Source organism: Psychrobacillus sp. NPDC093180 (assembly GCF_044754065.1).
In the GTDB taxonomy this organism is placed as follows: domain Bacteria; phylum Bacillota; class Bacilli; order Bacillales_A; family Planococcaceae; genus Psychrobacillus.
Window position 1 is genome coordinate 293,246 of the sequence record NZ_JBIVOJ010000001.1, and the last position, 20,489, is coordinate 313,734.

Below are 20,489 nucleotides of genomic sequence, written 5' to 3' on the forward strand. Positions count from 1 at the left end.
ATAAATGTTTGTAGATCACGTGAAGATTTATGTAAAAGGTGGAGACGGCGGAGATGGAATGGTAGGATTCCGTCGTGAAAAGTATGTTCCTATGGGCGGTCCTGCTGGTGGGGATGGAGGAAATGGTGGAGACGTTGTTTTTGTCGTAGATGAAGGTTTACGTACATTAATGGATTTCCGCTATAAACGTAATTTTAAAGCAACTCGTGGGGAACATGGAATGAGTAAAAATATGCATGGTGCAAATGCAGATGATTTATTTGTAAAAGTTCCACCGGGTACTGTCGTATCGGACGAAGAAACTGGAGTTGTTATTGCAGATTTGGTCGAGCATGGACAAAAAGCGATCATTGCAAGAGGTGGACGAGGCGGTCGAGGAAATTCACGATTTGCCACACCAGCTAATCCAGCTCCGGAGCTTTCTGAAAAAGGGGAGCCAGGCTTCGAGTTAAATGTTGTATTAGAACTAAAAGTATTAGCGGATGTTGGATTAGTAGGTTTTCCAAGCGTTGGGAAATCCACTTTATTATCCGTTGTTTCCGCAGCTAAACCGAAAATTGCTGAATATCATTTTACAACAATTGTACCGAATTTAGGAATGGTCGAAACAGAGGATCATCGTAGCTTTGCGATGGCTGATCTACCAGGACTAATCGAAGGTGCATCAGAGGGAGTAGGTTTAGGACATCAATTCCTTCGTCATATAGAACGTACACGAGTAATCGTACACGTAATCGATATGTCGGGAATGGAAGGCCGAGACCCATACGAAGATTATTTAACGATCAATGAAGAGTTGAAGCAGTATAATCTACGTTTAACGGAAAGACCTCAAATTATTGTTGCAAACAAAATGGACATGCCTGATGCAGAAGAAAATTTAAAAGCTTTTAAAGAAAAAGTGGGATCAGATTTAAAAGTGTTCCCGATTTCAGCAATTTCTCGTCAAGGATTGCAGGAGTTATTATTTGCTGTAGCAGACTTGTTAGAAGTGGCACCAGAGTTCCCATTAGAACATTTAACAGAAGAAGAATCGGAAACATCTGTTATGTACAAGCATGAATCTACAAAAGAGAATTTCGAAATTTCAAGAGATGATGATGGGGCATTTGTATTATCTGGTGGATCAGTAGAACGACTATTTAAAATGACTGATTTCAGCCGAGAAGATTCTATCCGCAGATTCGCAAGACAACTTCGAGGAATGGGTATCGATGATGCACTTCGCGAGCGCGGTGCTAAAGATGGCGATACGGTACGACTATTACAATTTGAATTTGAATTTATCGAGTAGGGAAAGAAGGGGAACCGCATGAAAGATGTAACTGGCCAGCGATTTTATTTAGTACGAGAGGATGTTTTAACCGAAGCGATGCAAAAAACTTTGGAAGCAAAGCATCTTCTCCAATCTGGGAAAGTATCTTCGATTTGGGATGCAGTAAAAGAAGTAGATTTATCCCGAAGTGCTTTTTACAAATATCGTGATGCGGTTTTTCCGTTCCATTCGATTGTTCAAGAACGCATATTAACGGTATTTTTACAGTTAGAAGATCGAGAAGGAACCCTAGCAAGGTTACTTCAACTTGTAGCAGGGTCATCGATTAATATACTTACGATTCATCAAACGATACCGATTCAAGGAAGAGCTAGCGTTACATTATCTCTAGATGTAACCGCAATGACAAAAGAATTAGATGAGTTTTTAAATGAAATGAAGCGACTAGATTTTGTAGAATCAGCAGAAGTGATTAGCTCCGGCGCATTATAAGAAAAGCGCAAGCGCCTATGTCTGCCTTCGACAGGCAAATGTTCTTTCCCAAAAGAAGTCGCACTTTGACTTCATTGGGGGAAGGTTATTTGACCCCGAGAGGCAAGGCGCTGGAGCTAGACAAAGAAAAGCGCTAGAGCTAGACATAAGGGGGATTTCAAATGGCAACTCAACAAGTGGCTTTCCTTGGACCGGAAGCTTCTTTTACCCATTTAGCATCGCAAGTTTTATTTCAACATGAAAAGCTAGTACCGCTGCGGACGATACCAGAATGTATTGAAGCGGTTACAAGTGGAAAAGTTGATATTTCTGTCGTACCGATTGAAAATGCTTTAGAAGGCACCGTACCACTTACAATCGATTATTTATATCATGAAGCAAATGTCTCCGTTATTGCGGAAATACTCGCGCCGATTCAACAACATTTAATGGTGCACCCATCTAATGCAAACAAATGGGAAGACATTCAGACTATCTATTCACATCCACATGCGTTAGCGCAATGTCATAAATATTTGTCTTATCGATTTGGCAAAGTTCCGCTTGAACAATCGACTTCGACTGCAGCTGCTGCAAAGTATGTATCGGAAAATAAACAGAATTGTATTGCGGCGATTGGAAATACTTCCGCTGCAACTGAATATGGCCTTCAAATTATGGAGCACAATATTCATGATTTTCATTTTAATCATACGAGATTTTTTGTACTCTCTAAAAAGAATGGTAGTATCGAACGAGCAGGTCATACAGAACAAGTAAAAACGACTATCATGCTTACATTGCCAAAAGATGATCGATCTGGATCACTACATCAAGTGCTTTCTGTTTTTGCATGGAGAAAGCTCAATTTAAGTAAAATTGAGTCAAGACCATTGAAAACAGGACTGGGCCAATACTTTTTTATTATGGACATATTAGAAGATGATCAGGTTCCTATGATGCGAGGTGCTATGGAAGAGTTAGCGGCTCTAGGATGTGAAGTGAAGTCACTTGGATCTTATTATACATATGAAACAAAAGAATCTGCAGACTAATATACAATAGTTAAAACGCAAGGTAGAAAATAATCCATTTTCTGCCTTGCGTTTTTTAATATAAGACAATGTAAGGCTTTTTAAGAGTTGGTTGCTGTCATCGACAATTTGGTTGCTCTCGTGCTGATTTAATTGCTTTCGATATGGAAATAGTTGCTTTCCATGACTGGTTGGTTGCCCTAAACCATTTATTGGATTTTATATGTAACAGTGCCGCTGAAATCCAAGCGGTTACCACCGGGCGACGCAGTACCTTGTGCATCATTTCAGACTGGGGCAGTGGGCCAGGCACTGCCTTTAAGATTCTTCTATTAAATACCCTTTCTTCCTAAGTGCTTCTATACCTCGATTCAATACTTCCTCTGTTGGGGCAGAAAGTAGGTGAAGGTGTATACCAGAAGTAAGTTCTAATAAAAATGAGGCTTCTGTTTCTCTCACTTTTTTTAAAAACATCTCTACATCATGGCGATTGGACACCATGATAGAAGAAGTAATTTCTCCGTATACTGGATGTTCTACTGTTACACTTTCTACTGTCACCCCTACGTCTACAAGCGTTTGTAGCTCATCTTCTGAATCTTTTGATTGGTGATTACATGCCACTTTTTTTTGAACATATGCCCCAGCTTCTTTGTTTTGGATGAGTATATATCCTTGGCTTGTCGAAACAATTGGGACATTCGTTGCTTTTAACAGCGTAATATCATTTACAATCACTTGTCGACTGACGTTTGCTTGTTTGGCAAGATCTGAGCCCGTAACTGGTTGTTCTTGTTCTACTAAATAGGAAAGTATCCAATTTCTTCGTTCTGCACCTTTTAATTTTTTCAATAATAACTCCTCCCAACTTGCATAACGACCTAGCTTCTATTCATAAGTTTATCATGAAGGGAAGTGCTTTTTACAAAAAATCTGTGTCCAATTTAGGTAGTTGCACATAGTTTAAGGAGAAGGGAAGGAGGAAGACTGTGCAAATTCATATTGTCGAAAAAGGTGACACGCTATGGAAAATTTCACGAAGCTACGGTGTTTCTTTTGAAGAATTAAAAAGATTAAATGCACATCTCGCAAATCCGGAATACATCGTTCCGGGTATGAAGATATTTATTCCAGATACAAAAAACATGGAATCCGTCAATCATCCATATAGCGAGCATCGCCCAGTTAAAAAAGAAATGGTGAAGAAGGAGGAAATGAAGCCGCACGCTGTACCGCCAAAAGCACAACAACATGTGCCGCCAAAAGCGCAGCAACATGTACCGCCAAAAGCACAACAAGTGCCACCAAAGGCACAGCCTGTACCGCCAAAAGCACAACAAGTACCACCCAAAGCTCAACCGGTGCAACCAGTCCCAATTGTTCCGCCGGTTCAACCAGCACCACCTGTTAGACCGCAACCGATTCCATCTTATTCTTTGCCATATCACATGATGCCAGTTCCAGACTTAGATATGACCCCATCTCCACAAGGTTGGAGACTAGTGGAGTCAACATCTATCCATATTCAAGCAAATTTTACAGAGCGTGAAAAACCAGCACCACCGCCGCCAGCACCACCAGTTCAACAACAAACGCAACCAATAGCGCAAGAGCCGTCCCCTGTATTCGAAGAAATGTATCCATGCCCGCCTGAACAAGATTTTTCCTATATGTACCCATGTATGTACCCACAAATGCACCCGGGTATGCACCCACATATGCAAGCACATTATGGTGGTTGCCCATGCGTCCAGATTTGTTATGTACCGGTATATCCATGCCCACCATACCACCATCACCACCACTTTTAATAGTGAGTTATTATATTAAACAAATTAAAAAAAACGTATGGAAATGGAGAAATGAAAATGGGGTATTTTCTGTTAAGAAATATCCTTCGGAACAACAGGCGGAAAAAATTCGTTTTATTCACGACAAATTACAATATATAGAGGATCCTTTTGTCTTGCCGGTAGTAGAATCTCCTCAACTGGATTTCATTATACAACCTTGGTTTCAAGGGACACATACTGTAAATTACAGTCATGAGGAAGATCGGAAAGCCGTATACTCACTTCTTACTCGTTTGCATGAAACGAAAGAAATAATTGATTGGGAAGATAGCAAGGTTCTTTATGCATTTAATTTAATATCTAAATGGCAAAATCGTTTATTAAAAATGAAAGAAATTTCTTTTTTCGTTGAATCCTTGATAGGTGTTAACAACACGAAAATATTATTGATGTATGGTGATATGGCGTTAAAAGATATGAAACCATTTGATATGAGGGACCGGACATTATTGCATGGAGATGTTGTACATCATAACTTCTTATCGGACGGTTCTGCTTATAAAATAATTGATTTTGATCTTGCCGTAATTGGACCAAAAGAGATGGAAAGTATTTTGTGGATGCATCGTGTCTTATCGGAAATAGATTATGATATTCATTTTTTAATGAATGAATTCCCCATGCTCGAAAAAATCGTGCGTCAGCATAAAGAAGCGATGATGTATCCGAATGAATTGTATAGAGAGTGGTTATATGCCTTTGCGTTACCTGTAGAACGAAAACAAAAGTTTATCGAACAGTTAGTACCATATACGAACAAAGCGTTAACGGAATGGCCTAATTTATGCTATAATTTGAGTAAGCTTTGAGTCAAATCTAGTTGGAGTTGGTCGCTCGTTTTAAGAGCGGCCTTCTTTGTTTGTACATTCTGTCTATAGCGCCTAGTCTGTAGAATGTTTTCCTCTAAGACAAAGGCTTTTGCTTTGGAGCATTATGGTATACTAGATGTATTGATTGTGAGGGATTTAAGTATGTATGATTACATAAAAGGACAGGTTACACGAGTGACGCCTGAGTATGTTGTGTTGGAGCAGCAGGGGATAGGATATCAGCTATTTACGCCAAATCCATTTGCTTTTAGAAAGAGTGAAGAAATAATCCAAGTATTTACTCATTTTCATGTGCGAGAAGATGCGCAGCAGTTAATGGGTTTTTCAAACTTAGCGCAGCGAGAGTTGTTTCGAAAGCTTATTCTCGTTTCTGGAATTGGCCCTAAGGGAGCACTTGCCATATTAGCAAGTGGTGAACCGACGCATGTCATTCACGCAATTGAACGAGAAGATGAGACATTTTTAGTGAAGTTCCCGGGTGTAGGTAAGAAAACAGCTCGTCAAATGATCTTAGACTTAAAAGGAAAATTACATGATCTCATCGATTTGGAGCAAATCGAATTTATAGACGATGAACCGACATTATTTGTGGATAGCACTGCCGACCATGAACTAGAAGAAGCTATGCTTGCACTTACGGCACTTGGCTATTCTGAACGCGAATTATCCAAAGTTCGTCCGAAGTTAAAAGACAATAAAGAACTTCAAACAACTGATGAATTTATGAAAAAAGCATTGCAATTATTATTTTCTGGGAAATAAGTAAAGCGCAAGTCTATGTCGCTAAAGCTGGATAATAAAGAAGGGAGATTCTTGGCATGACGGAACGTGTGATTTCGAGCGAGATTTCTAATTATGATGAACCGTATGAGCAATCGCTTCGTCCACAATTCTTAAAACAATATATTGGACAAGATAAGATAAAACATAACCTAGAGATTTTCATCGAAGCAGCAAAAATGAGAAGCGAGAGTTTGGATCACTGTCTTTTGTATGGACCTCCAGGACTTGGTAAAACCACACTTGCCTCCGTTATCGCGAATGAAATGGACGTTCAAATTCGGATGACAAGCGGGCCCGCTATAGAGCGACCTGGTGATTTAGCGGCTATCGTTAGCTCGCTTGAACCGGGAGATGTGTTATTTATCGATGAAATACATCGGCTGAATCGTTCCATTGAAGAGGTGCTATACCCTGCAATGGAGGATTTTTGTTTAGATATTGTAGTAGGAAAAGGTCCAGCGGCAAGAAGTGTTCGGTTAGATTTGCCACCATTTACGCTAATCGGTGCAACAACAAGAGCTGGTTCACTATCAGCTCCACTTAGGGACCGCTTCGGTGTTTTGCTGAGATTGGATTATTATGATGAACATGCACTAACGTCGATTGTTGAAAGAAGCGCAGAATTATTCAATGCTTCTATTGACTATGAATCTGCTGGTGAAATTGCAAGACGCTCGAGAGGGACGCCACGTATTGCAAACCGTTTATTAAAACGGGTCCGTGATTATGCACAAGTACGCGGCAATGGTCATATTTCATTAAATCTAGCAACAGAAGCACTGGAGCTACTTCAAGTTGATCCACGAGGATTAGACCATATCGATCATAAGCTATTAATGGCTATGATTGAAAGGTTCAGAGGTGGTCCTGTTGGCTTAGATACGATTGCGGCAAGCATTGGAGAAGAATCGACAACGATAGAAGATGTGTACGAGCCTTATTTATTGCAAATCGGGTTTATACAACGATCTCCTAGGGGAAGAATAGTAACGCCATCTGCTTACGAGCATTTAGGAATGCCGTTACCGATAGAAAGAAACGACTGATAAAGGATGTACGCCATATGAGAGTAGAAGATTTTGATTTTGATTTACCAGAAGAATTGATTGCACAAACGCCATTACTTGATCGGACCAGTAGCAAGCTATTAATCGCTGATTATCCGAAGAACACATTTACACACACCCATTTCTCCGCTATCTTGGATGAGTTAAACGAAGGGGATTGTCTTGTGTTAAACGACACGAAGGTAATGCCTGCTCGTTTAATGGGAGTAAAGGAAGAGACTGGTGCAAACGTAGAAGTACTGTTATTGACACAAATTGAAGGGGATCATTGGGAGACGCTTGTTAAACCAGCAAAGCGTGTGAAAATAGGGACGACTATTGTATTCGGTGATGGTCTACTGCGTGCAGTTTGTACCGAGATAAAAGAGCATGGCGGACGTATTTTCCGTTTTGAATATGACGATGTGTTTTTTGAAGTATTGGACCAACTTGGGGAAATGCCTTTGCCACCATATATTCATGAAAAGCTGGAAAACAAAGATCGTTATCAAACAGTTTATGCGAAAGAACAAGGTTCGGCTGCGGCACCAACAGCTGGACTTCATTTTACCGAAAACTTATTAGAGGAAATTCAAGCAAAAGGTGTTAAAATAGCATTTGTGACACTTCATGTAGGACTTGGAACTTTCCGTCCCGTAAGTGTGGATTCTATCGATGATCATGAAATGCATTCGGAATTTTATCGTCTGTCGAAAGAAACTGCAAATACGATAAATGAAGTGAGAGCTGCAGGTGGAAAAATCGTTGCAGTAGGAACTACTTCTACCAGAACGCTTGAAACAGTTGCAACTAAGTTTGATGGAGTATTGCAGGAAGATAGTGGATGGACATCTATTTTCATCTATCCAGGATATGAATTTAAATGTATTGATGGAATGATTACTAATTTCCATTTGCCCAAGTCAACGCTCGTAATGCTTGTGAGCGCACTTACTTCAAGGGACTTCATATTGTCAGCATACAAGGAAGCAATTGATTTGCGTTACCGATTTTTTAGTTTTGGAGATGCAATGTTTATAAAAGGAAGGAATTATTAAATGTCAGCAATTACGTATGAATTAATAAAAAAAGATAAACAAACTGGCGCTCGTCTAGGTATCGTGCATACGCCACATGGTTCGTTTGAAACGCCAACGTTTATGCCTGTAGGAACACAAGCTACAGTAAAGACGATGGCACCAGAAGAAATAAAAGACATGAAAGCAGGTATTATATTAAGTAATACGTATCACCTATGGCTTCGTCCAGGACATGATATCATTCGAGAAGCTGGTGGACTGCATAAATTTATGAACTGGGATCGCGCTATTTTAACCGATTCTGGTGGATTCCAAGTATTTAGTTTAAGTGATATGCGTAAAATTGAAGAAGAAGGTGTTCATTTCCGCAATCATTTAAACGGGGATAAATTATTTTTAAGTCCCGAAAAATCAATGGAAATTCAAAATGCATTAGGTTCAGATATTATGATGGCATTTGATGAATGCCCGCCGTATCCAGCTAGCTTTGAATATATGAAAGCATCTGTAGAGCGTACATCTCGTTGGGCAGAGCGTTGTTTAACAGCGCATACAAATACGGATAAACAAGGTTTATTTGGAATTATCCAAGGTGGGGAATACGAGGAGTTACGTCGCCAATCTGCACAAGATTTAATTTCGATGGATTTCCCAGGATATGCAATTGGAGGATTATCGGTCGGCGAGCCAAAAGATGTGATGAATCGTGTGCTTGACTTCACGACGCCTTTAATGCCGGAAAATAAGCCGCGTTATTTGATGGGGGTTGGATCTCCGGACTCGTTAATAGATGGCTCTATTCGCGGTGTAGATATGTTTGACTGTGTGTTACCAACTCGTATAGCTCGTAATGGTACATTTATGACATCGAAAGGTCGTTTAGTTATTAAAGGAGCGGCATTTGCTCGCGACTTTGGACCGATTGATGAAAAGTGTGATTGCTACACTTGTAAAAACTATTCTAGAGCGTATATTCGTCATTTGTTTAAAGCGGATGAAACATTTGGACTTCGCTTAGCTTCGTACCATAATCTTCATTTCTTAATGAAATTAATGGAAAATGTACGACAAGCAATTCGTGAAGATCGTTTACTAGATTTCAAAGAAGAATTTTTTGAAGAATATGGGTATAATAAACCAAATGCAAAAAACTTCTGATTCTTGTATACTATAAAGAGGTAAGAAGGAGGGGAATTAATTTATGGATTTAGTTGGCTTATTACCGATAGTTGCGATGTTTGCCGTGATGTGGTTTTTCATCATTCGCCCAGCACAAAAACGTCAAAAAACTACAGCACAAATGCAAAATAGTCTAAAACGTGGAGATCAAATCATTACAGTTGGTGGTTTACACGGGAAGATAGATGCAGTGGATGATCAAACAATCTTCGTAGTAGTTGCAGATGGCACTCGTTTACAATTCGAGCGCGTTGCAGTTGGACGAGTTGTATCAGAAGCAAAATAAATGTAAAAGAACTTACTCAAAATATATGAGTAAGTTCTTTTTTTCTGGGCACAGTAAGGATGAGGTGATCATGTGCAAGATATACTTATCATCATGCTACGTACGATTGTGCTGTATTGGATTATACTAGGTATTTTACGTGTAATGGGAAAAAGAGAAGTTGGAGAGCTAAGTATTTTCGATTTGGTTGTTTTCTTGTTAATTGCAGAGGTAGCTGCCTTTGCTTTAGATGATCCACACAGCAACTTTATTCATGCGCTAGTGCCAATGGTTATTCTACTGATTATCCAAATTGGTGTTTCTTATTTTTCATTGAAAAGTAAAAAGTTTCGAGATGCGATGGAAGGTGAACCTTCGATTATTATGAAAGAAGGGATTATCAATGAAAAGGAAATGCGAAAGCAACGATATAATTTAGATGATTTATTGCAACAATTACGTGAACAGCAAATTGGATCTATCCGATCTGTTTCATATGCATTTTTAGAGCCTTCTGGAAATTTATCCGTATTTAAAAAAGAAGAAGAACAATACGTTTTTCCGCTTATTATAGATGGAGATGTCCAGCAAGAGCACTTAGAAAGAATCGGAAAAAGTGAAAAATGGTTAATGGAAGAGCTCGAAAAGCAATCAATCAAAAGTGTAGAAAAGATATTTTACTGCAGCTATGAAGAAGATGCGCTTTATATACAGCTTAAAACTTCCTTTTAGTTGTTCGAGCTATTTTAAGAATCACGGCTATTTCTTTTCGCTTTATCTGTCTAGATAAAACTAAACCAATTGTTAAAAATAGTAATGTGTACAAGCAATCGACTATCAAGGATTGATCGCCTATAGGAAACAGAAGTGGTCTTGCAATAATAGTGATTAAAAAAACTGCGTAAGGTAGCACAAAAAATGAGAAACCAATTTGTGCTTCTTTTTTTTCTTTTAAAGAAGCGATATGTAAAAACGAAGTGATTAATACGCCAAAACCAATCGCAACAATAGCCCCTTTTTCTTGAATAGAAACCTGTGATGCTAGGAAAAATAATAACAATAATTTACCAACGCCGCCATATAATGAATTTAAAAAGGCGGCTTTTGAATTATCTAATGCTTGTAGGATAGAAAATAACGGACTTTGAATATAATAAAAGAAAAAAATTGGTGCCAATATCTTCATGTAAACAGTGGAGTCCTCTACATGAAATAGAGTCGAAACTAACTCACCACCATGCAAATAAAACAAAGTGGCAGCATAACAGCCAGTTAATGTTGAAAACTTTAACGATAAATGTATTCGTTCTTTTAATAGAGAATGGTCTCTTCTAGCAAACGCATCACTTACAGCTGGTATTAATACGATGGAAAGTGCATATGGAATGAAAGATGGAAACAGTAATAACGGTATTAATACTCCAGAAATGACCCCATATAATGTAGTTGCGGCAATACTTGTAACACCTGTTACAGCGAGTGCTTTGATGAAAATAATCGGCTCTAAGAACCAAGTAAAAGATCCGAATAATCGACTCCCTGAAGATGGTAGAGCAATCGAGAATATTGGGGAAAGTGGATAATGCTTTTTCTCTTTTTCATAATGTTGCTTTGCTTTCCATTTATTATACTTCCATTGCAAATAGAGTAACGAAGCAACTTCAGCAAGTAATGTCATACACATTGCATAGGCTGCTGCTTCTTGAGGTGTAGAGGAAGTCAGTAATAATGGTAACAAAAAGGTGATAAGCAAAATTCGAATGATTTGTTCCAACAATTGTGCTACAGCTGTTTCTTCTAAACGAGCAATACCTTGGAAAAACCCTTTAATAACGCCACTTGCTGCTGCGAATGGTACAATCGCAATCGATACATACAAAGTCATCGTAATAGCATCATTTTTCAATAACTCACCAGAAATAAAAGGCGTGACAAATAAAAAAAATGGTGTAAAAATTAGGATAGAAATAACGGTAATAATTACAGAAGTCCGCATGACGGTGAAATACTTAGAAATTGCATTTCGCGTACGTAATTCAGCAATTATTTTAGCAATGGCAATTGGGATTCCTAGTTGAATGAGCGACAAGAAAAAGATAAAAGCAGGGTATGCAGTCATATAAATCCCAACTGCCTCTTCGCCCGTTAACCGGACAAATTGCATTCGATAAATAAATCCTAGAAACTTAGACAAAAAAATGGAAAGCATTAACACGAGAGAACCTTTTAAAAAAGTCGACAAATAAACACTTCCTTCTCAAATACAGGAACATAGTTTACAATAACAATATGCTTCAAGTCTCGTATATTATTCGTTAAAGGGGTGCGGTATTTTGGAAAACAAATATGAAGATATTTATACGCACGTGCTACCTGCTTTAGAAAGTAAAAAAAGTGAATTTGAAGTGTATCAATATGCCACAGTTACGGAAAGTGATATTTGGAAATATTGTGTGTCTAAAAAATGGCGTAAAAAAGACATTGCTAAATTGCCTTTATACCAAATTGTTAATGATATACTTTCTGTGTCACCAGCAGAATATATGACGTATGAACAAATTGATCATTTTAAAACGGAAAATTGGTTCTCAGAGATCAATCAAGAAGAACTTCAACTATTATTAAAGCCAAAAAATGTCGATGCATAAGTAACCGTTATTTGACAGTGAGCGCATCGTGTTTCATAATAAACTTGTTGCGTTTTTTTGAGGAGGAACATACATATGAAAACTAGAGGGCGTATAGTTGCGTTTTTATTACTCTTAGTTATTTTTGCAGGGACAATCAGTCCTACTGTTAGTGGAGTATTAAATAATATTAAACTTGGATTGGACTTACAAGGTGGATTTGAAGTTCTTTATCAAGTGGAGCCTTTAAAAGATGGTCAAAAGATTACGGATGAAGTGGTAACAGCTACTGCATCTGCTCTTAGGAACCGAATTGATGTATTAGGTGTAAGTGAGCCTAGTATTCAAATCGAAGACGGTCATCGTATTCGCGTTCAGCTTGCTGGAGTGGAGGATCAGAACTCGGCAAGGGAACTTCTTTCTACACAGGCGAATCTAACTTTCCGTGATTCAGAAGATAATATTATGCTGGATGGGGCAGATTTAAAAGAAGGTGGAGCAAAGGATGCTTTTAATCAACAAGGGCAACCGATTGTTACATTAGAATTAAAAGATGCTAATAAATTCGCAGATGTAACTTCTGAAATAGCTGCAAAACCTGCACCAGATAATGTTCTAGTTATTTGGTTGGATTTTGAAGAGGGTGTAGATTCTTACGCAAAAGAAGTGCTAAAAGAAAAACCTAAATTTACATCGAATCCAAGAGTCTCTCAGCGAATTAGTTCAGATAGCGTAGAAATTTCTGGTTCGTTTACTGTACAGGAAACAAAAGATTTAGCAGGAATACTAAATGCAGGAGCATTACCTGTACATTTGGATGAAATCTATTCTACATCTGTTGGGGCGCAGTTTGGGTCACAAGCATTAAGTAGTACAATATTAGCTGGAATTATTGGGGTTACCGCAATCTTTATTTTCATGCTTTTCTACTACCGCCTACCAGGTTTAATAGCAGTAATTTCACTAGTTGTTTACATTTTCTTAATCCTTGTAGTATTTGATTGGATTAACGGTGTATTAACACTTCCAGGGATCGCAGCGATCGTCCTAGGAGTAGGTATGGCTGTAGATGCCAATATCCTCACATATGAGCGTATAAGGGAAGAGTTACGGGTTGGTAAATCTGTCAAAAAAGCTTTTGATACTGGAGCAAAAGAAGCTTTTACAGCTATCTTTGATGCGAATATCACTACTCTACTAGCAGCGGCAGTATTATTCTATTTTGGGACAAGCTCTGTTAAGGGATTTGCAACTTTACTGATTATCAGTATTATCGTAGTTTTCATTACAGCAGTTTGGGCTTCTAGAATATTATTGGGGTTACTTGTACACAGTGGTTTCTTCGATAATAAGCCGGGTTGGTTTGGTATTCCTAAGAAACGAATACATGCTCCTGAAGAGGAAGTAGATACACTCGATTTAACTACTAAATTTGACCGTATAGATTTTGTGCACACTCGTAAAATTTTCTATATTTTATCGATTGCATTAACGGTTGCAGGGATTATTCTGTTAAGTACGTTAAAATTGAACTTAGGAATCGATTTCTCGAAAGGTACTCGAGTAGAGCTTCAATCGAACGAGACCTTAACGAAAGAGTTTGTTGCTGGGAAAATTGCTGATATTGGTTTACCTTCGGAAGATATCGTTCTTTCCGGAGAAAATAGTAATATTGCAGTAATTCGTTATAAGCAAGACTTTTCACAAGAGGAAATAAAAACATTGAAAACGGAAATGAACGAACAGTTTGGTATAGATCCAAATGTAAATAGCGTATCTCCAACAGTAGGTAAAGAACTTGCTAAAAATGCAATAAAGGCACTCCTTATTGCAGCTTTAGGGATCGTTATATATGTAGCATTCCGCTTTGAATGGAGAATGGGCTTTGCATCTATAGTTTCTTTATTACATGATGCATTCTTGATGGTATCTATTTTCAGTATTTTACGTTTGGAAGTAGATATTACATTTATTGCTGCGGTCTTAACGATAGTCGGTTACTCAATTAATGACACGATTGTTACATTTGACCGAATTCGTGAGAACTTGCATCGTAGTAAAAAAATTACAACAGAAGAAGAGCTCGCGATTATTGTCAATAAGTCATTAAGACAAACGCTTACACGTTCTGTAAATACGGTGTTAACTGTTATTTTAGTAACAGTAGCACTTCTAATATTTGGTGCAGAAGGAATTCGAAACTTCTCGATCGCTTTATTAATAGGATTAATCGCAGGTACGTATTCTTCCATCTTTATCGCAGCTCAATTATGGTACGATTTGAAAGCGAAAGAGCTACGTAAAACAGGCGGCCTAGATGTAAAGAAAGAAGAGAAAAAATGGGGTTCTGATGAGCCTGTAGTTTAAGGTTTAACTATTTTCGGGAACAGGGTATATGTTATATATATTCTGTTCCTTTTTTATGTTGTGAAATTTGTGAAGATAGGCGTGTACACTTTTTTATGGTAAAGTAAAAAACAAAAGGGGTGTCGAGATGAAGTTTCAATGGTCTTTATTATTCGGATTAATATTTGCAGTAGTTATTGCATTATTTGCGGTATATAATGTCGATGCTGTACCTGTCAATTATGTTTTTGGTACCGCTGACTGGCCCCTTATTTTAGTAATACTTGGCTCTGCTCTACTAGGGGCTCTTTTAAGTGGGACTGTTGCAATCTATCGTTCTTTTATGCTATCAAGAAAAGTAAAACATCTTGAAAAAGAGCTAGAGAAGAAAGAGGCATCTATTAATGCTTTGCAAAATGAAATCGTTGTTCATCAAGAAAAATCACTAGAAGTAGTAGAAAAACCAATAGAAGTAAATAAAGATCTTACTTGAATCTGTAAAGGAGTTGTTCCAAAATGTTCTTTTGGAGACAACTCTTTTTTAAGTTATAATAGATTATAAGGAAGTGAGTATATGATCCAATCTCAAAAAAAGTGGAGTATTTCGAGACCAGACGAACAACTAGTTTCTGCACTAGAGCGTGAACTCTCCATCCCGAGTGTATGTGCGAAAGTGTTAGTATCTAGAGGTTTTGAAAGCGTTGAAGAGGCAAAAGAGTTTTTATATATAACGGAAGAACAGATACATAATCCATTTTTACTGACTGGAATGGATGCACTTGTAGCACGTGTTCATCAGGCAATAGAGGCAAATGAGCGTATTATGGTGTATGGAGACTATGACGCAGACGGCATAACGAGTACGTCAGTTATGATGAAAACATTGGATGCACTAGGTGCTGATGTGTTGTTTAAGATTCCTAATCGTTTTATTGATGGCTACGGTCCTAGTGAACGATTATTCCAAGAGGCATTTGATGAAGGAGTCACTTTAATCATTACAGTAGATAACGGCATTTCTGGCCATACAGCCATTCAATTTGCAAAAGATCTAGGAATGGATGTAATCGTAACAGATCATCACGAACCAGGAGAAACGATGCCGGCAGCAGATATTATTATTCACCCAGGATTACAAGATACATTGTATCCATTTCCTCATTTGGCTGGTGTTGGGGTTGCTTTTAAAGTTGCACATGCTCTAATTGGTGAAATACCAAAAGAATTCTATTACTTAGTAGCAATCGGCACAATTGCGGATTTGGTTTCATTGACTGGAGAAAACCGCTATTTTGTCCAACAAGGAATAAAACAAATGCAAAGAACCGATTCTATTGCAATAGAGGCGCTTGCAAATGTGAGTGGCGCAGACATATCGTCGATCAATGAAGAAACGGTTGGATTTATGTTTGGTCCACGCATTAATGCAGTAGGTAGATTAGGGGAGGCAGCACCTGGTGTTGAATTATTTTTAACGGAAGAACCGAATTATGCATTAGCTATTGCCAATATGTTAAATGAGAAAAATAAAGAAAGACAAGCAATCGTTAAAGAAATTACGGATGAAGCGGTGGAAATGATTGACGAAGCGAATGTGGTAGATGGCCCTAGTGTGATTGTCGTCGGAAAAAAAGACTGGAACCCTGGAGTACTAGGAATTGTAGCTTCCAAACTGGTAGAAAAATATTACCGACCTGCCATTGTCCTTGGCTTTGATGAAGAAAAGCAAATAGCAAAAGGTTCAGCTCGTAGTATTGAAGGTTTCCATATGTATAAAGAGATTGCAAAAAACAGTGACATCGTCCCGCATTTCGGCGGACACCCAATGGCAGCTGGTATGACTTTACCCTTGGAACATGTAGAAACGTTCCGTAATCGACTAAATGAACAGGCTAAAATAGTTCTAACCGAAGAGCAATTAGTTCCAATCGTTTCTATAGATGTTCCGTTAGAAATGGATGAAATTTCAACGGAATCTATAGAGTCGTTAAAACAACTTGCTCCGTTTGGAATGGATTTTACAAAGCCAGTTTATTGTATAGAAAATGTAGAAGTTTCTTCTATACGTAAAATTGGGTCTGCTCAAAACCATATCAAAATGGAGCTGAAACAAGGAGCTACGTCTTTAGATGCGATTGGCTTTGGTAAAGGTGAGCTAGCAGATGAAATTGCTCCTGCGACCAAACTATCATTTATAGGCGATTTGCAAATTAATGAATGGAATGGACGAAAAAAGCCACAGTTGATGATTCAAGATGCAAAAACAAATGAATGGCAGCTTTTTGATATCCGTGGAATACGTCAAGTGAATCGTTGGCTACCTACGATTCCTCTTGACCAAACTGTTTTTGTTGCGTTCAATGAACAGACAATCGCTCACTATAGATCGGTTATTCCAAAAGATATATGGCTAAGCGCAGAATTGATGGAACAGCAAGTCCATGCTGAGTTTCTGACTATATTAGATTTGCCTTCTACTGAAAAAGAACTAACTCAATTGCTAGATTACCAAGAGTGGCAAAGGATATATGCACATTTTTATGCAGATGAATCTACGTATTTTGAAGGTTTACCGACAAGAGAACAATTTAAGTGGTACTTCTCCTTTTTATCAAAGCGCAAGACATTTGCATTAAAGCAACATATACATGAATTATCTAAGCATACGGGCTGGAGCCCAAAAACAATTAATTTCATGTCAAAGGTGTTTTTTGAACTTAATTTTGTTAGAATAGAGGGTGGGTCGTTGGTTATGAATGATCATCTTACTAAACAAGATTTATCAGAAGCACCAACGTATCAACAGCGTGCAAATGAAATTGAGCTTGAACAGAAGCTATTATATGCGCCATACATTGAACTGAAACAATGGTTTGAAGAGCGAAGAGCAGGGCAAACCGTTCCTGAGGAGGAGCAAAAATGGATTTAAAGCAATACGTAACAACTGTTGAAGATTGGCCAAAACCAGGTATTAGTTTTAAGGATATTACTACAATTATGGACAACGGGGAAGCATACAAATATGCAACCGACCAAATTGTAGAATATGCGAAAAAAGTAAATGCTGATATTATCGTTGGACCAGAAGCACGTGGATTTATCATCGGATGCCCGGTAGCATATTCACTTGGAATAGGTTTTGCTCCTGTCCGAAAAGAAGGAAAGCTTCCACGAGAAGTGATTCGTGCAGAATATGGTTTAGAATACGGCAAAGATATTCTAACTATGCACAAAGATGCAGTAAAACCGGGACAACGTGTACTAATTGTCGATGATTTACTAGCAACTGGTGGTACAATTGACGCAACAATTCGCTTAGTAGAAGAATTGGGCGGAGTCGTAGTAGGATGTGCTTTCTTAATCGAACTTACATATCTGGAAGGACGAAAGAAGCTAAAAGATTACGATATTTGTACACTAATGCAGTACTAAATAAGGGCGGACTTTACAAGTCCCTCTTTTTTTTTATAGAATATAACTTATATATCATTTTTAGTTAAACGCATTGGCGTATTTGATAAATTTTAAACGAAATCAGGTGAGCACAGCATGGCAAAAGATCAAGTGAAGACAGCAGAAGATGTTTTCGACACACTTTCCACCTATATGAATGAAGAGCATGTGAATTTTGTGAAAAAGGCGTATGAACTTGCAGAGCATGCCCATCGAGAACAGTTTCGCAACTCTGGTGAACCGTATATTTTACATCCCATCCAAGTAGCCGGAATCTTAGCTGATCTTCAGATGGATCCAGAAACCGTTGCAGCTGGTTTTCTACATGATGTGGTAGAAGATACCGAATATACACGAGAAGATATTGTCCGAGAGTTCAATGAAGAAGTTGCGCTTCTCGTAGATGGTGTAACTAAACTCGGCAAGATTAAATATATGTCCAAGGAAGAACAACAAGCAGAGAACCATCGTAAAATGTTTATCGCCATGGCACAGGATATCCGAATAATACTTATAAAGCTTGCGGATCGTTTACATAATATGCGTACGTTAAAACACTTACCAGAGGCTAAACAGCGTCGAATTTCCAATGAAACATTAGAAATTTTTGCACCATTAGCACATCGTCTAGGTATTTCTGCAGTGAAGTGGGAATTAGAAGATACGGCGTTACGTTACTTAAATCCACAGCAGTATTACCGTATCGTTAACTTTATGAAGAAAAAACGTACGGAGCGTGAGGCTTACTTAAAGGATGTCATGAATGATATTCGTAAGCAACTGAATGAGATGGAAGTAGTCGCAGATGTATCAGGTCGACCAAAGCATATTTATAGTATTTATCGCAAAATGGTTGTACAAAATAAACAGTTTAATGAAATTTACGATTTACTCGCAATGCGAATTATTGTCAAAAGCATCAAGGATTGTTATGCAGTTTTAGGGGTGATCCATACATTATGGAAACCGATGCCTGGACGATTCAAAGATTATATTGCAATGCCAAAGCAAAATCTGTATCAGTCTCTCCATACTACAGTTATTGGTCCTAATGGAGACCCGTTAGAAGTGCAGATCCGTACAGAAGAGATGCATAATATTGCTGAATACGGGGTCGCAGCTCACTGGGCATATAAAGAAGGTCGTAAGGTAGAGGCGAGACAAACGATCGATTCTAAATTGACATGGTTTAGGGAAATTCTCGAATTCCAGCAAGAATCTTCGAATGCAGAAGAATTTATGGAGTCCTTAAAATTCGATCTATTCTCCGACATGGTATATGTGTTTACACCAAAAGGGGATGTTGTCGAGCTACCCGCAGGATCGGTGCCGATAGACTTCGCGTACCGTGTGCATTCCGAAGTGGGGAATAAAACAATCGGTACGAAAGTAAATGGAAAAATGGTTCCGCTAGATACAAAATTAAAAACTGGCGACATTATCGAAGTGCTTACTTCGAAGCAATCATTTGGACCAAGCAAAGATTGGCTGAAAATTGCACAATCATCCCAAGCAAAAAACAAAATCAAACAGTTCTTTAAAAAACAACTGCGAGATGAAAACATTTTAAAAGGGAAAGAACAAGTAGAAAAAGAAATTAAAGCGCAAGAATTTGATATAAAAGAAGTATTAACCTCTGAAAATATTAAGCGTGTTTGTGAAAAATATGCTTTTGCAGGAGAAGAGGATTTATACGCAGCTGTTGGCTTTAATGGTATAACAGCACAGCAAGTAGTGAACCGTTTAGCTGAAAAAATGCGAAAAATTCGAGATCAAGAAGAAGCACTTGAAAAAATTACAACAGAAATGAAAGCACCTGTTACGAAGAAAACGACTGAATCAGGTGTTATTGTAAAAGGGATCGAAAATTTGCTAATTCGTCTGTCTCGTTGCTGTAGTCCTGTCCCAGGAGATGAAATTGTAGGTTTCATCACAAAAGGCAGAGGAGTGTCTGTTCACCGTGCAGATTGCCCGAACTTACAAAGTGATGATGCACACTCTAGAATTATTGAAGTCGAGTGGGAACACTCGGATATACCAATGAAAAAAGAATATCAAGTGGACATTGAAGTTTCCGGATTTGATCGACCAGGTCTATTAAACGAAGTCTTACAAGTGGTAAATGAATCGAAAACAAATATTGCAGCTGTAAATGGCAAAACGGACAATGACATAGCAAGTATCCATTTAACTATCCTGATTTCAAATATTGCCCATTTACACAAAGTAGCGGAGCGGATTAAACAGTTACCAGATGTCTATTCCGTTCAACGGATTATTAACTAA

Annotated in this window: 19 protein-coding genes; 17 read left to right on the forward strand and 2 right to left on the reverse strand. The window is 38.2% G+C overall.

The window, feature by feature from the left end; genetic code table 11:
- Positions 1–4: 4 nt before the first annotated feature.
- The 3 genes from obgE (at position 5) to pheA (ending at position 2,802) form a co-directional block, all read left to right on the forward strand.
- Positions 5–1,294 (forward strand): GTPase ObgE, encoded by a 1,290-nt coding sequence (gene obgE / locus ACIP9W_RS01505; RefSeq protein ID WP_400785355.1) that lies wholly within the window; start codon positions 5–7, stop codon positions 1,292–1,294.
- Between the two features lie 18 nt (positions 1,295–1,312).
- Positions 1,313–1,768: an ACT domain-containing protein gene (locus ACIP9W_RS01510; RefSeq protein WP_282243688.1), complete on the forward strand. Its 456-nt coding sequence runs from the start codon at positions 1,313–1,315 to the stop codon at positions 1,766–1,768.
- A 161-nt stretch (positions 1,769–1,929) separates the two neighbouring features.
- Positions 1,930–2,802: a prephenate dehydratase gene (pheA, locus tag ACIP9W_RS01515; protein WP_400785357.1), complete on the forward strand. Its 873-nt coding sequence runs from the start codon at positions 1,930–1,932 to the stop codon at positions 2,800–2,802.
- A gap of 297 nt (positions 2,803–3,099) precedes the next feature.
- Here the strand turns inward: pheA and ACIP9W_RS01520 are convergent, their stop codons facing one another.
- Positions 3,100–3,633, reverse strand: a complete 534-nt coding sequence (locus ACIP9W_RS01520; RefSeq protein WP_400785359.1) for a transcription repressor NadR — start codon at positions 3,631–3,633, stop codon at positions 3,100–3,102.
- Positions 3,634–3,770: 137 nt separating this feature from the next.
- On the opposite strand from ACIP9W_RS01520, the gene ACIP9W_RS01525 reads away from it, so the two are divergent.
- The 8 genes from ACIP9W_RS01525 (at position 3,771) to ACIP9W_RS01560 (ending at position 10,509) form a co-directional block, all read left to right on the forward strand.
- A complete protein-coding gene (locus tag ACIP9W_RS01525; RefSeq protein ID WP_400785361.1) occupies positions 3,771–4,592 on the forward strand; it encodes a LysM peptidoglycan-binding domain-containing protein in 822 nt (273 codons plus the stop codon).
- The gene (locus tag ACIP9W_RS01530) at positions 4,526–5,443 is read left to right on the forward strand and encodes a phosphotransferase (protein WP_400785363.1); all 918 of its coding nucleotides are present in this window, start codon (positions 4,526–4,528) and stop codon (positions 5,441–5,443) included. The genes ACIP9W_RS01525 and ACIP9W_RS01530 overlap by 67 nt, the downstream gene beginning before the upstream one ends.
- A gap of 162 nt (positions 5,444–5,605) precedes the next feature.
- Positions 5,606–6,226, forward strand: a complete 621-nt coding sequence (gene ruvA / locus ACIP9W_RS01535; protein WP_282243678.1) for a Holliday junction branch migration protein RuvA — start codon at positions 5,606–5,608, stop codon at positions 6,224–6,226.
- 56 nt (positions 6,227–6,282) lie between these two features.
- Entirely contained in the window at positions 6,283–7,293 is a 1,011-nt protein-coding gene (gene ruvB / locus ACIP9W_RS01540) for a Holliday junction branch migration DNA helicase RuvB (protein ID WP_400785365.1), read from the forward strand.
- 17 nt (positions 7,294–7,310) lie between these two features.
- Entirely contained in the window at positions 7,311–8,351 is a 1,041-nt protein-coding gene (queA, locus tag ACIP9W_RS01545; RefSeq protein ID WP_400785367.1) for a tRNA preQ1(34) S-adenosylmethionine ribosyltransferase-isomerase QueA, read from the forward strand.
- Positions 8,352–9,491 carry a tRNA guanosine(34) transglycosylase Tgt gene (gene tgt, locus ACIP9W_RS01550; RefSeq protein WP_400785369.1) on the forward strand — a complete coding sequence of 380 codons (1,140 nt, stop codon included), beginning with the start codon at positions 8,352–8,354 and terminating at the stop codon, positions 9,489–9,491.
- Positions 9,492–9,534: 43 nt separating this feature from the next.
- Positions 9,535–9,798 carry a preprotein translocase subunit YajC gene (gene yajC, locus ACIP9W_RS01555; RefSeq protein ID WP_282243669.1) on the forward strand — a complete coding sequence of 88 codons (264 nt, stop codon included), beginning with the start codon at positions 9,535–9,537 and terminating at the stop codon, positions 9,796–9,798.
- A 72-nt stretch (positions 9,799–9,870) separates the two neighbouring features.
- Positions 9,871–10,509 carry a DUF421 domain-containing protein gene (locus tag ACIP9W_RS01560; protein ID WP_400785371.1) on the forward strand — a complete coding sequence of 213 codons (639 nt, stop codon included), beginning with the start codon at positions 9,871–9,873 and terminating at the stop codon, positions 10,507–10,509.
- On the opposite strand, the gene ACIP9W_RS01565 is transcribed toward ACIP9W_RS01560, so the two are convergent.
- On the reverse strand, positions 10,493–12,019 hold the full coding sequence (locus ACIP9W_RS01565) for an oligosaccharide flippase family protein (protein WP_282243663.1): 1,527 nt from the start codon (positions 12,017–12,019) through the stop codon (positions 10,493–10,495). The genes ACIP9W_RS01560 and ACIP9W_RS01565 overlap by 17 nt on opposite strands.
- A 91-nt stretch (positions 12,020–12,110) precedes the next feature.
- Here ACIP9W_RS01565 and ACIP9W_RS01570 point away from each other — a divergent pair, with 91 nt between their 5' ends.
- The 6 genes from ACIP9W_RS01570 (at position 12,111) to ACIP9W_RS01595 (ending at position 20,489) form a co-directional block, all read left to right on the forward strand.
- Positions 12,111–12,425 carry a post-transcriptional regulator gene (locus tag ACIP9W_RS01570; protein ID WP_400785373.1) on the forward strand — a complete coding sequence of 105 codons (315 nt, stop codon included), beginning with the start codon at positions 12,111–12,113 and terminating at the stop codon, positions 12,423–12,425.
- A gap of 75 nt (positions 12,426–12,500) precedes the next feature.
- Positions 12,501–14,771 carry a protein translocase subunit SecDF gene (gene secDF, locus ACIP9W_RS01575; protein WP_400785375.1) on the forward strand — a complete coding sequence of 757 codons (2,271 nt, stop codon included), beginning with the start codon at positions 12,501–12,503 and terminating at the stop codon, positions 14,769–14,771.
- A gap of 127 nt (positions 14,772–14,898) precedes the next feature.
- Positions 14,899–15,243 (forward strand): LapA family protein, encoded by a 345-nt coding sequence (locus tag ACIP9W_RS01580; RefSeq protein WP_400785377.1) that lies wholly within the window; start codon positions 14,899–14,901, stop codon positions 15,241–15,243.
- Between the two features lie 81 nt (positions 15,244–15,324).
- A complete protein-coding gene (gene recJ, locus ACIP9W_RS01585) occupies positions 15,325–17,679 on the forward strand; it encodes a single-stranded-DNA-specific exonuclease RecJ (protein ID WP_400785379.1) in 2,355 nt (784 codons plus the stop codon).
- Positions 17,670–18,182, forward strand: coding sequence for an adenine phosphoribosyltransferase (locus ACIP9W_RS01590; protein ID WP_142538609.1), 513 nt, complete (start codon positions 17,670–17,672; stop codon positions 18,180–18,182). The genes recJ and ACIP9W_RS01590 overlap by 10 nt, the downstream gene beginning before the upstream one ends.
- A 117-nt stretch (positions 18,183–18,299) precedes the next feature.
- Positions 18,300–20,489, forward strand: a complete 2,190-nt coding sequence (locus tag ACIP9W_RS01595) for a RelA/SpoT family protein (RefSeq protein WP_400785381.1) — start codon at positions 18,300–18,302, stop codon at positions 20,487–20,489.